Source organism: Hymenobacter roseosalivarius DSM 11622 (genome assembly GCF_900176135.1).
Lineage (GTDB): Bacteria > Bacteroidota > Bacteroidia > Cytophagales > Hymenobacteraceae > Hymenobacter > Hymenobacter roseosalivarius.
In genome coordinates this window covers 1-15,974 of record NZ_FWWW01000078.1, presented here as the reverse complement: position 1 = coordinate 15,974, position 15,974 = coordinate 1, and the positions used below count along the sequence as shown (strand labels likewise).

The following is a 15,974-nucleotide window of genomic DNA, read 5'->3' as shown; positions in this document are numbered from 1 at the left end:
TCGTCGTGGTCGTTTTTAGCTTTCATCCTCATCTGGCGGCCCGAAGGAAGGACCGTCTTACCCATCATGAGTTGTGGGCCCGCTCCTCGTTCGGTGGGCCTAAAGTCTTTCGCTCCGCGGACGCCATATCTAGAATGAAAGGCGGACGGAGGCCAGGCTGAGAGGCAGACGATTATCGTTCAACATCAGCAACGAGTGAGACGCGAATACGCGTCTCTACACCACAAGTCGTTAAAAACCAGCCCCGATGCGGATGCCGGTGTCCAACTTCTGGCCCGAGCGCAGGGCCGTATACACATCTACCCGAAAGAGCTTGAAGATATGCTCGACGCCTGCGCCTAGCTCCACGTAGTGGCCCACGGTAGGTGTACGCAGGTAGTTCAGCGAGGCTACTTCCTGCCACTTCAGACGACGCAGCAAGGGGATTTTATTCAGGAAGAAACCGTTGAAATGGTGGTTATAATGGCCTTCGATGTAGCTGCGGCGCGTGCTGAAAGTATAGTAGTCGAGCAACTGAAACTGGTTGAAGTCGGCGGCAAAAATGGTTTGGTTGCCGGCGAAGTGACGATAGTCCATAAACGAGAGCTGGGGCTGGCCCAAAAAGCCCCCCACGGTCACGTCGAAGTTGCTTTCACCGAATAACCCCAGCTCCAAGGTCTTGCGCAGCCCACCTTCCAGGCGCGAGTAGCGCACATCAGAGCCGAGCACGCCCCCGAAGCTCTGGCGCAGGCCCAAACGAAAGGTTGGATACTTGGAGCCCAGATTAAACTTGCCCGTAGGTCGAATAATATACTGCTGCCCCGACTGCCAGAGCAGCTCGGCAAAGGCGGTCAGCGACTGGCTGCGGCCGAAGCTGGTGCCGCCCGGCAGCTCTTCGTTTATGGGGTCGTTAGGGGTAAAAGCGCGACCGGGCACGTCCACGATGGTTTTTATCGTGGCGTTTTGCAACTCTTGGCGGTCAGCGTAGCCCAGGGCAGTGCGTAGTGTCAGTCCATTAACCAGCTCAGTGCGGAAGTTGATTTCGCCCCCGTCGCGTTGGTAGTATTTGGCGTAGTTGGTGTTGCGCAGCAGCGTGTATTGGGTGTTGATAAACGGCGTAAGTTGGCTGGCGGGGTCAAAGTTTTCGATGGTGCGGCCTACCACGAAGCCAATTCTGGTAAACGACAGTGGCTTGTAGGTATAGCCACCCGCCAGGCTCGGGCTGAACAGCCTGGCCGCGAAGCCATAGCGAAGGGTTGGGGTAAACGAGTAGTTGCGGCGGTCCTCGAAGCGCTGGGTGTAGGTGGCTTGCGCGTTCACAATGACGCCCTCTACGGTGCTGTACTGCAAGGTGTTGAAGATGGGCTCCAGGCGCACGGTACGCCGCCGGAACGAGTTGGAGTACTCATACCCGGTGAGCAACACCTCTATCGGCTCCACTTGGTTGCGCTTGCGGTCCAGGGAATCCTGGTAGGGTTTGGACTTTTTAATAACCTCCGTGCTATCTTTTACCTGGTAGTCGCGGGACTCTTCGTCGGTGAGCGGGATGGGCCGGATCTGGGCCCAGTACGCCGAGTCACGCTCGTTGGCACCCTCTTCTACGCGCATTACTTCACCTTTGGCCAGCGGCTCGATGCCAGCCGCGCGGGCTTGCTGCTCCAGCTGCTTATCAGCCAGCTTGGTTTGCTGGCGCAGCTGGCGAGAAATGCCCCCCAGCTCCGGGCGCTGCTTCTTCACGTCGGTCACGGTTTCGCGGCCGACCGGCGCGGGCGTAGCCGTGGCGGCCACGGGCGCGGCGGCGACTACTTTCTCGTCGGGGCGGTTGGGGTACGTAGGCGTGACGCGGTAGTCAGACAAGATGGCGTTAAAAGAGCCGTTGCCCTTAAACCCAAATCCCTCCCCTACCAAGCTCACTTTCTGCGACTGCATCACCCACACATCCGACGGCCCCGGCGCGGGCGCAAACTGCTGGGCGATGCGAATACTCTCCACGTACTCAATACCTGAGTTCTGATTCAGGCTCAGCTCCAGGCTGTGCAGCCGCCAGGTACCATCAACCAAGTAGATAAAGCCCGTGAAAGCCGGATCGTTGCGGCGGCGGGGCGTCACGCGGATTTTGTGAATCTGCCGCCCATCCTGGGTGCTGGTGCCCATCAGCTCGTAGCGGTAAAACAGCATGGCGTTCTGGGCCACGGGCGACACGAACCCCCGCTCCGAAAAGCCGGATTGGATGAGGTTATCGTAGAAATTGAAGCTGCGCCCAGAGGCCCGGTTAAAGCTGAAGCCCTTGCTGCTCCCGCTCACCCGCGAGGAAATCATACGCTCCCGAATCTGGTTGGGCTGGCGAAACGACAGCTCCGACACCGACTCCGACAAGTACACCACGCCCGGCTTCAAGCTAGGATCGGTCTTGATAATACCCAGAATCTTGCCCGGCACATCGGTTAGACGAATGATGGCCTTAATATAGGTACGGGCCGAAAAGGCTGCTATTTCTGCCCGGTGGTAGCGCCGCCACTGAATGGCGTGCTGCACCAGCGCGTAAGCTGGGTCGCGGTCGGTGGAGCGCACTAGCACTTCGCCCACGTTGTAGGTCTCGGTTTGCAGACTCACGTTCAGCACGGTAAGCGTGTCGCCGCCGGCTACCTGCACGGCTTCGGTGCGAGGCTTATAGCCCACGTACTGAAAAACCAGTTCATAGCGGCCGGGGGGCAATTTTAGCTGATAATTGCCTTGCTCATTAGTGGCGGTGCTGGTGGCGGTGGTGCGCACCGCCACGTTGGCAAAAGCCAGCGCCGCCCCCTGCTCGTCCGTCACGCGGCCCCGGATGATACCGGCGTAGCTACTTACTGTAGTTAAAAGGATAGCCTTGCATAAGACTAAGGCAAAAAGTAGATAGGAGCGCATCAGGCGGATAGTTCAGACTTCGTCAAGGTAGATAGAATCTGGAGCAATAGGGTTGCCCCGTGGTTTTATAAGCAACTGAATTACCGTATGGCTGCGCGGATTTTTGCTTTGTGTAAAACAAAAAAGGACAGCCCTGGGGGCTGTCCTTTGATAAGGTAAGCGAACTAAGTTCTCGCTTATTTGATAAAGTTGCCGGCGATGGCAAGCACCGTTCCCATATCCAGTGGCTCGTCGAAGGCCTCAGAGGCCTCCGATGGCGATACCTGGCTAAGGCCCTGAACATTTATGCCAGCCTGTACAACGTTTTCCTCGCCAGGGAACATGCTGGCTGGGTTACCAGGACCATAAACCGCTGCTGTTGCAGCTGGTGCCGGACCGCCATTGTCATTGCCAGAAATCCAGCTCTGAGGCATAGTCTGTGGATTTCCAGGCTCAGCCTGTGGTCCACCGCGGCGGATGGTACGTATGTGCGAGACGTGACGACCCTCTACAGAGTGAATATTTAGAGCCGCTTCCAGTACAGTGTTGTTACTCATGAGCAACGGTGCTCCACCTTTGTAAGCACGCACACCAGTGTCTTCCAAAGCCTGGGCCACGGCCAGGAAAGTGCCAGCGTTGGTAAATACGTCGGCAAACAATGGCGCGCGTTTTCCGCCTTTAGCGCCTGTAAAGTCGAAGGCATTAGCGGTAGGATCGGCGATGGCCGCGCTACCTAGCACTGAACGCAGGAAAGCAACGTGCTTCCGCTCGTCTTCGAGGATAGTGTTGATGCTAGCCCGGTTCTGGCCCGTCAGGCCCGAGTTCAGACCGGCTGACTTCAGGCCCATATCATAGAAGTAGAACTCCAGGTATTCTAGGAGCAGAGCAAAATTCAAAACATCCTGAATTTGCTTGCTGAGGCCTCCAGACTGGCCATAGGCCTTCTGGAACATAGAGCCCATAGCCAGCGGCACAGCGGCTACGGCGACTTTTTTGCCGAAACCAGCGAAATGCTTGAACATCTGGCGGCGCTGGTCGAGACGCTCGTAGACTTCTGGATCTACTTTCTCGATTTCGGTAATGATTTTGAGAATATTCATGGGGTAAGACTTTTTAGCGATGGAAGGAATGGATGTGACAGACTTAGCACAGCTTAGTCTTTGGGCAGATTGCTGACGTCGATTTTCGAGCCCTCTACCAAGAAAGTATTGGCGACGGCGGCGACTTCAGCTGGCGACTTCGATTTTTCCAGACCATTGGAAGGATCCACTACATCGGGCCCAACGAAAGTGCCAAACTGTATCAGATCACGGATGAGCGCTGCATGGCGAGCTTCAACCGAAACAATCTTACCGGCAATAGTCAAATGAGCTGGGTTACTGATGAGTTTACCAGCGCCATTATAAGCCGATACGCCCAGGTCTTCGAAGGCCTTAGCAGTACCTAACACACTAGCCCGGTTAGCAAAGTCGACAGAAGAGAAGTCAGGGGTCAGATCTTTGATGGGCATGCCACCAGCGGCTTTGATAGCAGCTTTTAAAAATTGAGCGTGAATCCTTTCGTGGTCAGCAAGGTCCTTAAGAATTATTCTTTCGGCCTTCGTGGCATTGAGGTAATACTGATTTTGCAACACTTTCGCATAGTAAGCGGCTTCCAGCTGCTCCAGCGCGTAAGCATAGTTCAGAATACCAAAATCACCGCTGCCTACATTAACTAGGCCGCTACGTCTGTCAACTTTTTTGAAAATGTCATTCAGCCTGTCATCATCGCAGCCTGCCAACACGAGACCAGTCAATGCTAAGCCGGCCCCAGAATAACGCAAAAATGAACGGCGCTGCAAGGGCACCATTACTTCCTCCTGAGCATTTTCCGCCTCGGGGGTCTTGTGGGTGATTTTGGACATAATTTCTTGGATTAATGGGTGAAAAGTTTTGATTATCTCTATACGTAGTTAAGATTGCATTCGTATTTAGTAAATCCTAATAATAAGTATTAATATCATTCAAATAAGTATTTGTTACGTTAAAACATGATACTATTTCTATAACGCTTGTATTTTAAGTGTGCAAAATCTAGTTCAAAAAGAAGTGTATGTGTAAAAGCCAACCTGTTACTCCCCTTGGCCCCTGATATATGTTGCTATATGCCAACAAGAGCCCGGTGTACGCTACGGTACAACACCACAGATAGTATAAAACCTGTTGCCTTATTTCAGAAAACTGATTTTATAAACAAGCTAAGCGATTGACTTACAACTCTATAACCTATCGACCTGCACTACAACCTAAAAAATGCCCCCCGATAGACTTTAAACAATAGGCTCAGCTACCGGAGCTTCAGGCACGGAACGATGGCGTCGGACGTACCATGTATTCAGTACTACGCCCACTAATACTAAGCTCATCCCTAGGTAAACCTCGGGTCGGAACGCTTCCCCAAACAACACAAACCCCAAACCCAGCGCATATAGAATACCTACGTAGTTAAGATTGGCTACGCTGGAGAGTTTTTCGGCTTGGTAAGCTTTGGTCATGCAGACCTGAGCGCCCTGGGTAAATACTCCGGTAAGTCCCAGCCACAGCCAGTCGAGACCCTGGGGCATTACCCAGTGAAACAGGCAGTAGATGGCAGCAATGGGCAACGCCACCATCGGGAAGTAGAATACCACAACCAACGGATGCTCCCGCCCCTTCAGCCGGCGAATAGAGTTGTAGGAAAAGCCAGAGAAAACGGCCGAGACGACGCCAAGAGCCAGGTACAGCGGATCAACGCGCGTATCGACGCCTTCTACCACCAGCACCCCGACAAAGGAGAGCAGGAAGAATGCCCATTGCCAGGCTTTCACCTTTTCTTTCACGATGAAAATCCCCAGCACCGTGGTGAATATAGGAGCCAGATATTGAATGGTAACGGCCGTAGCCAGGGGCATTTGCTGGAGCGTGAAAAAGTAAAGAATGAGGGCCAGCGCGCCGGTAGTGCCTCGCGCGATGAGAAAAAAATGATTGGAGCCCCAGGGCCGGATATGCAGCAGCCGGAGCGTACTATAGCTGATAATAATGGAGATGACCGACCGAAACAGGATGATTTCGAGCGCGGGTAAGTGAGCCAGCAGCTTCACGCACACATTCATGAGGGCGAAAAACAGCGTGGAGAGCAGCATGTAGCGGGCACCCTGGGTAAGCGGCATAAAGCAGGCAATTGAGAAAAGACAAAGGTCGGGCGGCGCGACCAATGGTGCCTCAACAATTTTGCCCCCGCTTGTTGCCGACGGCAGAAGTTGCCCCCGACGACTGTACTACGGCTAGGCAGGGACCGGCGTAGCGCTCAGCTCGCGGTAGCGTACCAGCAGCACGCCCGCCGAGGCTACGATAAAGCCCCCCAGCAGCGCGTAGCCCCAGGCCACATTAGAACCCACGCTGAAAAACCGCAGGGTAAACAGTAAGATAAAGCCCGTGCGCAGCAGTACGTTCACGACGTTGAAAATACCATTTACCCTTCCAATCACCTCGTTGGGAACGTGCACGAACAGGTAGCTGACGCGCAGGATACGCGTGCCGGCGTTGGTGAAGCCCAGCACCAGCGAAAACGCCAGAAACAGCCCCACCGACCGCGTGGCCGCCGCTACGCCAAAGCTCACCCCGGCTATCAGCATCAGCACGATGACGGAGCGCAGGGTGGGATGGCGCAGAAATACCCGCCGCACAAATAGGCCCGCGCTCAGTGCACCGGCCGCGTAGGCTACTTCGGCCGCGCCAAATACCGCTGCTCCGGCACCTAGGTGGTTGTGCACATATAGAGGCATCAGGGCATTCAGACTTACCAGCAAGCCCACGAACACAGAGAACGAGAACAGCCCGAATACCCACACGGCGCGATTATCGCGGAGGTAATTAACGCCGGTGCGCAGCCGTTTCCAGAGCGTGCCCAGCTCTACCTGCGTGAGGATAACGGGCTGGTGGCGGATAAAAGCAATGAGCCCGACGGCCACGGCGTAGGTGATGCCATCGAGCAGGAATATCTGGTGCAAAGGCCAGGCCGCCAGGGAAAAAGGCAAGGCCAGCTGCGTCCCAAACAGACTGTAGGTCTGACCGACGGGCAGGCCCTCCAGCAGCAGCGCCGCCAGCGCGCCACTCACCACCGAGGTAGCCTGCCCCACAATCTCGATGGTGGACGTGATGCGCGGGTAGTCCTGAGGCAGACTGATTTCCTGGGCAAAGGCGTAGAGGTTGGGGTAATGAATACCGTAGCCAAACACGGTAGTCGTGAAAGCCAGCAAAATACCCCCCAGTGGCACCCCACCCGTGGCAAAGCCGTAGCTGGCCACCCCCAGCAGCACAACTCCCTCCACCATATTCGAGGCCAGAAACACCCGCTTCCGGTCGAAGCGGTCGACGAGGGCACCGGCGTACATGCCCCAGAACAGGGAGGCAAACGTAACTAAGCCATACAACAGATTAAAGGTACTGGAAGCGCCCTGGCGGGCAAAAAACCACGGCACAGCCAGCATCGTGATGCCCTGGGCGAAGCCGGAAATAGCATTGGCCGTAAACAAAAGCGCCACGGCGCGGCGGTTATCTTTCAAGGCGAATGGGGTGGTTTCCTTGGTTCAGCAGAAATTCAAGTCAAAAGCAAAGATGGCAGATAGACAAGGCACTTCCCGCTACTTGGAGCAGATTGGTTATCCGCCGCTTCTGTCTGCTCTTATGAGGCAGGCAGTAGCACTGGCAGACTCCTATTAAAACATAATTAAAAATATTGCCATTCCCACGCGACGGCAACGTTTTTGTGCGCGGCGGCGCTAACCCGCTGCTATAATGAAAAGATTTGGTCTGCTTATACCCTGTATTATCTTCTTCACCTATACGGTGCGCGCCCAGCAACCCGGTCGCCCACCCCAGTCTAATACGTCGCTCGACAGCCTCTACGTGGAGGAAGTTGAGGATAGCCAGGAACCGGATAAAGTGTTGCACGCTGAACCGCTTTACATCGACCTCATCCGCGACTTAGGCGCTCGCAAGGGAGAAAAAGAATGGAACGTGGGCCTGGGCCTGACTGATAACCTGCGCTATGATAGCTACCAGCTACTGGTGGAGTACGAGTGGGCACCCATTAATCGGCTGGGGCTGGAAGTAGAGGTGCCCTTGACTTTTTATTCTGGTAACGGTAACGGCAATGGCCACAGCGGGGGGCTCTCTCCCTAATTCTGAGCGGCCCACAAGCAAAATAAACGGCTTGAAAACCGCTTTTCAGTATTCGTTCTTCGTGTCCGAAAAGCTCAAGACGTCGATGGCAATTGGCTATATCAATAAGCTGACAATGAATGAGTTTCGGGAGCTTAATCGTAAATTTATTACGGGCAACGTGTACAGTCCCTTCTTCGTGGCAGCTAGGCGCTGGGGGGCTAATTATCACTCCCTCCTATACACCGGCCCTGAGGGCGAGCAGGACTTCGCCACGGGTCGCACCGAATGGTCGTACCAGCTTAATACCAGCTTTCACTACATGATACCGGGCACCCGCAACTTTCTGGGCCTGGAGTTCAATAAAGGCTGGCGGCATGGCGACTTCGACCTGACCATCCGATCCCAGATGCGCGTGAGCGTGGCCGATAATCTGCTGATTGGTATCGTGGGGGGCATTCCGGTGCGCCGGGAAGAGCAGCGCCTCAGCTCTTTCCTTCGCCTTATCTATGAGCCCGGCCACCGCCGCGGACACTAGGCTGACGCCGCCGGCGCGTAGCTAACCAAGGGTCGCAACCGACTAACCGTGCCTTCGTTTAGCGTTGAGCTTTCAGGCAGTAGCTGCGCCTGTTTACTACCCGCAAATATGGTTTTTGACCGTCATTTCCGTTTTTTGTTCCAACGGTTGAATCTGTACGCCTCACTTATTTACGGCCAGTCGCAGGATCTTATACAAGCTAACACCATAACCTATTGATTATTAAGTAACATTAATTATAGACAATTATAAATCTTTGCACAAAATTTTGCACCTCATTAAAGCACTAAATATTGCATCTATATTATATATATTATACTTTTTCGTATAAACATGACCATCTTTTTACGCCGAGGCAGCCTTAGAAATAATCCGGTTTTCGCATGACTTCGTAGGTAGCGGTGATTGTTCTTTCTCCCAATCCTATCAACCACCCATGAAGAAAACTTTACTCGGCTTGTTGCTCTGGATGGGCAGCTCCGGGGCCGTACTCGCTCAAGCATTTATTGATTCGCACCTCAAATCGGCTCTAACCAACGTAGCCGGAGTGCAGCAGGTGGTCGTAACCTTCCAGGGCGACGGGGCCCCTACGGCCGCCAACTTGCAGCTGTTGCAGACTTTAGGCATTAGCCAGGGTGTTACGCTAAAAGCCTTGCCAGTGGCCGGGGTGTTGGCTACCCGCGAGCAGATCGACCTGCTGGCGGCTGACCCTAGCGTGGTTTCCGTGTTCCTGAACCGCTCTCTCACCCTCGACAATGAAGGCGCTACGGCCCTGACCGGAGCCCAGCGCGTGCGCCTGGAGCCTTCCTTTACCCAGCGCAACGGCGGTCTGCCGGTGTCGGGCAAGGGCATAGGCGTCGTGATAAATGACAGCGGCGTTGATGGCACTCACCCGGACCTGACCTTGGGTAAAAACCTGAAGCAGAACGTACTGGGCACGACCAATCTGAACGCGCAGGATGCTATGCTGCCCATTACCTACGTCGAAAATGTGCCGAACACCGACCAAACCGGCGGGCACGGCACACACGTAGCCGGCATCGTGGGCGCTACGGGCGCGGCCTCCAACGGCAAGTACGCCGGGGTAGCACCGGGTGCCGACCTCATTGGCTACGGCACTGGCGCGGGCCTGTTTATTCTGGATGTGATTGGTGCGTTTGATTACGCGCTGGTAAATCAGTTTCAGTATAATATCCGCGTCATCACCAATTCCTTCGGCACTACCTCTGATATTGGAACCGAGCCCAACCCAAGCGACCCGATCAACATAGCTACCAAGCGCTGCGTGGACCGCAACATCGTGGTCGTGTTCTCGGCTGGCAACTCGGGCTCGGGCTCGGGCACCATTACCGGCAACTACAAAAAAGCCCCCTGGGTAATCGCCGTCGCCAACTCGGATAAGGCGGGCGTCTTGGCTCCCTCCTCTTCCCGCGGCCGCAAGGGCGTGGGCGGCACCGTCACGATTAACGGCCAGAGCTTCCCCTGGCGCGATGAGCCCACGATAACCTCGCCCGGCACCGACATTATCTCGACCCGGACGGTTTCGCCCATCGGCGTACTCAGCACCCAGCAGGATGCCGCCGCCATCGAGCCAGCCTTCCTGCCCTTTTACACCCACCTGACCGGCACGTCGATGTCGGCTCCACACGTTGCGGGGGTCGTGGCCCTGATGCTGGATGCCAACCCCAACCTGACGCCGCTGCAAGTAAAAACCATCATAGAGCAAACCGCCACAAACCTGCCCAACCGCGAGTCGTGGGAAGTGGGTCGCGGGATGGTCAATGCCTACGCGGCCGTGGATCGGGCTTTCCGCCAGGCTGGCTACGGCTCCACGGTGAATTCTACCCGCACCTTTAACAGCAGCGTGAATACCAACGCGGCGACTTCGGCTTTCACGATTAACTATAACCCCGCCACTACGGCTACCAACAGCCGCACGTTTACGGTAGCGCCGGGCACTACCTCGCTGGAGGTAAGCTGCAAGGTATCGGGCCTGCTGGGCGAAACCGGCAACCCGGTTAACCTAGTACTTCTCTCGCCAACCGGCAAACGCTTCGCTTCGGGCATCTCGGTGCTGTTCGCTATCAGTCCCGGCCGCGCGGTAGCCGTAGCTGGTCCTGAAGCCGGCACCTGGACGGTACGCCTCGATGGCTTGCAGGGTGTAGCTTTCCCCGAAACCGTAAATGGCACTATCTCTTTGAACCAGGCTGCTGGCAGCCAGGGGCTTAACGACGTGGTGGGCCACCCGGCCGAGGCTTCTATTCAGATGGCCATCAGCAAGCGTCTGATGGATGGGCTTTCTAACGGCTTCAAGCCCGAGCAGGATTTGAGCCGCATTCAGCTCGCTGACTATCTGGTGATGGGCCAGGCTGTACGGCAGTTCCTGCCCCTGGACGGCGCGGTTTCCTTTGGCGACGTAAGCGCCACCGAGTTGCTACTGGCCGAGTCAGTGACGGCGCAGGGCGCGGCTCTGCGCGACCGGAAGCAGGTACAAAACGGCGTAATGCAGCCCTTGTCAGCCGGCAAGTTTAGCCCCTCGACGGCCGTAACGCGGGCTAGTCTGGCTTACTCTCTGGTGCAAAGCTTGGGCCTGCAAAACAAAGCTCAGCAGATACCCAGCAGCGTGACCGTGGAAGTAGACGGTAAGCGTATCGCCATCGACGATGCGGACCAGATTCCGGCCGACCTGCGGGGCTATGTGCAGGTGGCTCTGGATATGAACATCATCAATGCCTTCTACAGCGTAACCCAGGGTCCGTACGACCTGCGGCCGGTGCTGCACGCCACCTTCAAGCCGGCTCAGAAAGTGAGGCGCGCCGACTTCGCGGTAATCGTGACGCGTACGCACGCCCAATGGAACACTGCTCCGGTTGATGCCGCGGCTGCCCAAAGTGCCGCTACCACGACCGACGCCCAACTCGCCCAGCGCGACCTGGTGCTGGCGGCGCCTAACCCCTTCTCTGACCGCACGCGCTTCAGCTACCAGCTGAACGAGGCGGGGGCCGTGAGCCTGGAGGTGTTCGATATGATGGGCCGCAAGGTAAAAACCCTTGTGAATGGCCAGGAAGCCGCCGGTTGGCACGAGCATTCCTTCGATGGCACCGCCTTACCAGCCGGCACTTATCTGTTCAAGCTGCGGGCCGGGGCCAAGAACCAGAGCGGCCGCGTAGTGCTGACTCACTAAACAACTCTTTTTCCGACTCTTACCCAAAACAACCCGGCTCTCAGGAGCTGGGTTGTTTTGTTTCCATCGGGTGCTGACCGGGGCGGTTTCGCTGGCACTTCTCTCCGCAGTATCGCACCTCGTCCCAGCAGTTGCGCCACTTCTTACGGTACTCGAAGGGCCGTCCACAGGTGACGCAGATTTTGGTGGGCAGATTGCCTTTGGTGAGCTTAACTGGCAGCATAAGACGCGGCTGAAATGTGCCACAATAACCTCACGGTTGGCTGAAAGGTTGGCACCTTTCTTCCTGGCCGAAGGTCGTGGGGGGCATTTCGGCTGAATGTATCTCCCGTTCGACGAAAAAAAGCCCCCCGGCACCGCTGCTCACTCCCAATAGTGCGTATTTCTGGTTTACACCTTATGTTCCATCTTACCTCACTTCCTACTATGCCCTACTCTTTCTCCTCCCGCGCATCCCAGCTTACAGGGCGCGCGCTTTCTGGTCTGCTGCTAAGCGGCCTGCTGGCCTTCGCTTCCTCGTGCTCCGAGGATGGCGGCACGCTTCCTTTTCCGGCTGCGCCCAACACCATCACCTTCACCCAGCCTGCTCTGTACCCAGAGGGCGTGCAATACGACGCCAAAACCAACCGGTACTTCGTCAGCTCCCTTACCCGTGGTGCCATCGGACAGGTGCAGGACAATGGCAACTACCGCGTTTTCACCGATGATGCCCGGCTCGTTTCCACTATTGGCCTGCACCTCGACGCAAGCCGCAAGCGGCTGCTGGCCGCCGTTTCGGACCCCGGTTCCAACAGCGCCCGCTCCACCGCTGCCACCGCCGGCCAGTTAGCGGCCCTGGCTATCTTCAACGCTGATAATGGCCAGCTCACGAACTATGTCAATCTGGGTACTCTGCGACCCGGTGGCGGGCATTTTGCCAACGACATTGCCGTGGATGCCCAGGGTAATGCCTACGTCACAGATAGCTTCTCCCCCATCATATACAAAGTCGATTTGCAGGGTAACGCTTCCATTTTTCTGGAAAACAGCCGGCTCGCGGCCCCAGCCGGCGCGTTTGGCCTGAATGGTATCGTATATCACCCCGATGGCTACCTGCTGGTAGCCCAGTCGACGCAGGGCGTGGTGTATAAAGTGCCGCTGAACAACCCCAGTGCTTTCACTCCCGTAGCCAGCGCTCAGAGCCTGGAAGGTGCCGACGGCCTGCTGCTTCAGGATAACAAAACGCTGCTGGTCGTATCCAACAGCCAGAGCACCATTTTTCGCCTGAACTCAACGGATAACTTTACTTCGGCTACCGTGGGGGGCAATTTTGCTACCGGCAACGTTTTCCCTACTACCCTTACCCGCCGCGGCAATGACACCTATGTGCTCTATGCTTACCTGAGCGCTCTGTTCGGGGGGCAAAATCCGCCCGTTTCGGAGTTCAGCATTAATAAGGTCCGGTTCTAAAATGGAGGGCCCGGCCACGTAGCAGCTGCGCCAGCAGAAAAAAACAAAAGGCTGTCCACGCGCGGGACAGCCTTTTTTTGTAATCTAGTGTTTCTCATACTCATATTGCTCCATTATGACGCTGCCGCCGAATGATACGCTAAGCCAAGCTGTGCTGGCCAATCTGCGCCACAACTTTATTCAGTATAAAACGCTGGCTGACCGGGCATTGGCGCAGCTTACGCCCACCGAGTGGCTGTATAGCCCCGCCTCCGGCTCCAACAGCTCTGCCGTAATCGTGCAGCACCTGGTGGGCAACCTGCGCTCCCGCTTCACCGACTTCCTGACCACTGACGGCGAGAAGCCTTCCCGCAGCCGAGACCAAGAATTCGAGGAGCCAACTGCCCCCGTGGCTACTTATGTTCCAGCTCTACAGCAGCAATGGGATGAAGCCTGGCTTATCCTGTTTGATTTGCTTAACACATTACAGCCTGGCGATTTGCTGCGCACCGTCACTATTCGGGGGGAGGCACACACGGTGCTGGCGGCTTTGCAACGGCAGGTGGCTCATTACGGTTCGCATGTGGGCCAGCTGGTACAGCTAGCCAAAATAATCCGGGGGGCGACGTGGCAAAACCTGAGTGTGCCGCGCGGACAAAGCGAAAACTTCACGCAGCAGGTGCGGACGCAGGCCAACCCCATGCAGGATTCCGTAGTTTAGAGGGTTATGCTCGCAATTACCACCCTGCTTAGCGCGCCTAACGCGGCCCGCATCAACCGGATCATCGAAAGCTTAGAGACGGAATTCGGCCTCAACGATGTGCAGGCCACCGCCGATCCGCATATCACCTACCAGTTGGCGGGGGTACGCAAGCTGTCGTTGCTCAAGGCCGTATTGCGCGATGTGGCCCGCACCACCAAGCCATTTCCGGCCTTTACCACGGGCCTGGGCGTGTTTCCGGGAACCAATCCGGTTATCTACATCCCGGTGCTGCGCTCCGATGCGCTCAACCAGCTGCACATGCGTATCGTGAACGCCACCGCGCCGCTTTGCCTGCGCACCGACAAGTTCAGCAGCCCCGACTGCTGGATGCCGCACATTTCCCTGGCCCTGCACGATACCTCACCGGATTTGCTCGGGCCGGTGCTGCAACATCTTAATAAGGAGACGTTTAACCTGCGCCTCAACATCAACAATATCGCTATTCTGCGGCAGGAGGGCGAGCATTTCGTGCAGGAAAAAGTCTTTGGCTTTGAGGGCCTTAAAAACGAGAAGCCAGCGCTGCTTTTCTAGCTCGCGCCGGTGCACTGGGTCGTGCCAGATAGCGCCAGCCAGGAATTTGCCCCTCGGCGTGGCATTTTCGTTGCCACTGCCGACCTTTATCGCCTCACATACTCTTTTCGCTATGTATCCTGCTGTACTTGCACTGCACTCTTGGTCGCGCTGGCTGGTAGTCATCTTCGGACTCATTGTCTTATATCGGGCCTTCGTGGGCTGGCAAAACCGCCGCCCTTACCTTGGTGCCGACAACGGCATGGCGGCGGCCTTCGTGGGCTCCATGCACCTGCAATTGCTGCTGGGCTTAATACTGTATTTCGGCCTGAGCCCCGTAGCCCAGCAAGCCACTCAGAACATGGGCGCGGCCATGAAAAACCCGGAGCTGCGCTTCTGGGGCGTCGAGCATATTGCCACCATGATTCTGGCAGTCATTATTGCCCAGGTAGGCCGCTCTCTTTCCAAAAAGGCCCTCAACCCAGTTTCCAAGCATAAGAAAGCGTTTATCTGGTTCGCCGTAGCACTAGTGCTGGTGCTGCTCATGATTCCGTGGGGCATCTGGAATCCAGAGCGTCCGCTGTTCCGAATCTAATGATGCCTCGCTAAGGCACTGAAAAAGCCCTCAATCATACACTGAGGGCTTTTTTATGCAACAGTAGGCAGGTACAGAAGCTTCAATACGTTGGGCATTCATCCAATGAGCCGTATCGGAGCATAAAATAGACGTGTTATAAATAATTTAAATTAGTAGTTTGGTTCTAATAATACAATTTTCGCCATGTTTACAAAACACCATTTATTAAAATTAAATTCATAAATAAAAACTGCATACAATCAAAATAAAATAGTCTTTTTTAAATCAAAAAATTGAATAAAATGGCTTACAACCCTACAATAATCAATTTTATGCTCAGACAAACAGAAAAGTCTGAGTATATCTTATCTAAGTGTAACTAAACAATTATTTAATTATTACAAAGAAAACATCAAAGACAACCTAGTATTTGATGCATATGAAAATGATTTTGAAAAATATTCAACTTGGATTACTGAGAAGGATTATAGAAAGACCACTTTCCCTGACACACTACAAGATGCTAAATCGTTGGCGTTCAATCTCCACGCAAAAATTGCCAAAGAAAACAACGAGATATTTTCTTCTACCATGCGGAAGATTTATGGACCGATGACTATAACAGAGATAATTCCAAAACTCAAAGCGAATTTTTTCGAGTATTTAGTTGCAGCTTCCCAAGATATAACTAATGCAAATCCTGAAATTGAAGAACCAACACCTAGAAAAGCAAAGGGGAATATTACTTTTATCATCCATGGACATGACGAACTTTTAAAAAACGAGGTACAACTCCTGCTTACTAGAGCTGGAGTTAATAATATAGTTTTACACGAGGTAAGCGATAGAGGCAGGACCGTTATATCGAAGTTAATTGAAGAAAGTGAGCAAGCTAATTATGCCGTTGCACTACTAACACCCGACGATTT

At 54.9% G+C, this 15,974-nt stretch carries 14 protein-coding genes; 8 read left to right on the top strand and 6 right to left on the bottom strand.

Annotation, left to right across the window (positions count from 1 at the left end; all coding sequences use genetic code 11):
- Positions 1-231: 231 nt before the first annotated feature.
- The 5 genes from B9A24_RS14315 to B9A24_RS14295 form a co-directional block, all read right to left on the bottom strand.
- The gene (locus B9A24_RS14315) at positions 232-2,886 is read right to left on the bottom strand and encodes a DUF5686 and carboxypeptidase regulatory-like domain-containing protein (RefSeq protein ID WP_084446709.1); all 2,655 of its coding nucleotides are present in this window, start codon (positions 2,884-2,886) and stop codon (positions 232-234) included.
- Between the two features lie 176 nt (positions 2,887-3,062).
- Positions 3,063-3,965 (bottom strand): ferritin-like domain-containing protein, encoded by a 903-nt coding sequence (locus tag B9A24_RS14310; RefSeq protein WP_084446708.1) that lies wholly within the window; start codon positions 3,963-3,965, stop codon positions 3,063-3,065.
- 53 nt (positions 3,966-4,018) lie between these two features.
- Positions 4,019-4,768 (bottom strand): ferritin-like domain-containing protein, encoded by a 750-nt coding sequence (locus B9A24_RS14305; protein ID WP_084446707.1) that lies wholly within the window; start codon positions 4,766-4,768, stop codon positions 4,019-4,021.
- 405 nt (positions 4,769-5,173) lie between these two features.
- Entirely contained in the window at positions 5,174-6,052 is an 879-nt protein-coding gene (locus B9A24_RS14300; RefSeq protein ID WP_234997295.1) for a DMT family transporter, read from the bottom strand.
- A gap of 114 nt (positions 6,053-6,166) precedes the next feature.
- Positions 6,167-7,447, bottom strand: coding sequence for an MFS transporter (locus B9A24_RS14295; protein WP_084446706.1), 1,281 nt, complete (start codon positions 7,445-7,447; stop codon positions 6,167-6,169).
- A 232-nt stretch (positions 7,448-7,679) separates the two neighbouring features.
- Between B9A24_RS14295 and B9A24_RS22700 the strand changes: the two genes are divergently transcribed.
- The 3 genes from B9A24_RS22700 to B9A24_RS14285 all read left to right on the top strand — a co-directional run bounded on the left by B9A24_RS22700 (position 7,680) and on the right by B9A24_RS14285 (position 11,767).
- Positions 7,680-8,066 (top strand): HAEPLYID family protein, encoded by a 387-nt coding sequence (locus B9A24_RS22700; RefSeq protein ID WP_234997293.1) that lies wholly within the window; start codon positions 7,680-7,682, stop codon positions 8,064-8,066.
- Positions 8,067-8,097: 31 nt separating this feature from the next.
- Entirely contained in the window at positions 8,098-8,583 is a 486-nt protein-coding gene (locus B9A24_RS22695) for an HAEPLYID family protein (protein WP_234997291.1), read from the top strand.
- Between the two features lie 436 nt (positions 8,584-9,019).
- On the top strand, positions 9,020-11,767 hold the full coding sequence (locus B9A24_RS14285) for a S8 family peptidase (RefSeq protein WP_084446705.1): 2,748 nt from the start codon (positions 9,020-9,022) through the stop codon (positions 11,765-11,767).
- 40 nt (positions 11,768-11,807) lie between these two features.
- On the opposite strand, the gene B9A24_RS14280 is transcribed toward B9A24_RS14285, so the two are convergent.
- On the bottom strand, positions 11,808-11,990 hold the full coding sequence (locus B9A24_RS14280; RefSeq protein WP_084446704.1) for a DUF2256 domain-containing protein: 183 nt from the start codon (positions 11,988-11,990) through the stop codon (positions 11,808-11,810).
- Between the two features lie 203 nt (positions 11,991-12,193).
- Between B9A24_RS14280 and B9A24_RS14275 the strand changes: the two genes are divergently transcribed.
- From B9A24_RS14275 to B9A24_RS14255, 5 genes are all read left to right on the top strand, one after another.
- Entirely contained in the window at positions 12,194-13,216 is a 1,023-nt protein-coding gene (locus B9A24_RS14275) for an SMP-30/gluconolactonase/LRE family protein (RefSeq protein WP_084446703.1), read from the top strand.
- A gap of 115 nt (positions 13,217-13,331) precedes the next feature.
- Entirely contained in the window at positions 13,332-13,916 is a 585-nt protein-coding gene (locus B9A24_RS14270) for a DUF1572 family protein (RefSeq protein ID WP_084446702.1), read from the top strand.
- A gap of 6 nt (positions 13,917-13,922) precedes the next feature.
- A complete protein-coding gene (locus B9A24_RS14265; protein WP_084446701.1) occupies positions 13,923-14,489 on the top strand; it encodes a 2'-5' RNA ligase family protein in 567 nt (188 codons plus the stop codon).
- 112 nt (positions 14,490-14,601) lie between these two features.
- On the top strand, positions 14,602-15,063 hold the full coding sequence (locus tag B9A24_RS14260; protein WP_084446700.1) for a hypothetical protein: 462 nt from the start codon (positions 14,602-14,604) through the stop codon (positions 15,061-15,063).
- A 573-nt stretch (positions 15,064-15,636) separates the two neighbouring features.
- Positions 15,637-15,974, top strand: a 338-nt coding sequence (locus tag B9A24_RS14255) for a TIR domain-containing protein (RefSeq protein WP_200813926.1), incomplete at its 3' end; no start/stop codon positions are given.

Coding starts and splice junctions, on each gene's coding strand:
- B9A24_RS14315 (WP_084446709.1), bottom strand. CDS start 2,886: ATGCGCTCCTATCTACTTTTTGCCTTAGTCTTATGCAAGGCTATCCTT.
- B9A24_RS14310 (WP_084446708.1), bottom strand. CDS start 3,965: ATGAATATTCTCAAAATCATTACCGAAATCGAGAAAGTAGATCCAGAA.
- B9A24_RS14305 (WP_084446707.1), bottom strand. CDS start 4,768: ATGTCCAAAATCACCCACAAGACCCCCGAGGCGGAAAATGCTCAGGAG.
- B9A24_RS14300 (WP_234997295.1), bottom strand. CDS start 6,052: ATGCCGCTTACCCAGGGTGCCCGCTACATGCTGCTCTCCACGCTGTTT.
- B9A24_RS22700 (WP_234997293.1), top strand. CDS start 7,680: ATGAAAAGATTTGGTCTGCTTATACCCTGTATTATCTTCTTCACCTAT.
- B9A24_RS14285 (WP_084446705.1), top strand. CDS start 9,020: ATGAAGAAAACTTTACTCGGCTTGTTGCTCTGGATGGGCAGCTCCGGG.
- B9A24_RS14280 (WP_084446704.1), bottom strand. CDS start 11,990: ATGCTGCCAGTTAAGCTCACCAAAGGCAATCTGCCCACCAAAATCTGC.
- B9A24_RS14275 (WP_084446703.1), top strand. CDS start 12,194: ATGCCCTACTCTTTCTCCTCCCGCGCATCCCAGCTTACAGGGCGCGCG.
- B9A24_RS14270 (WP_084446702.1), top strand. CDS start 13,332: ATGACGCTGCCGCCGAATGATACGCTAAGCCAAGCTGTGCTGGCCAAT.
- B9A24_RS14265 (WP_084446701.1), top strand. CDS start 13,923: ATGCTCGCAATTACCACCCTGCTTAGCGCGCCTAACGCGGCCCGCATC.
- B9A24_RS14260 (WP_084446700.1), top strand. CDS start 14,602: ATGTATCCTGCTGTACTTGCACTGCACTCTTGGTCGCGCTGGCTGGTA.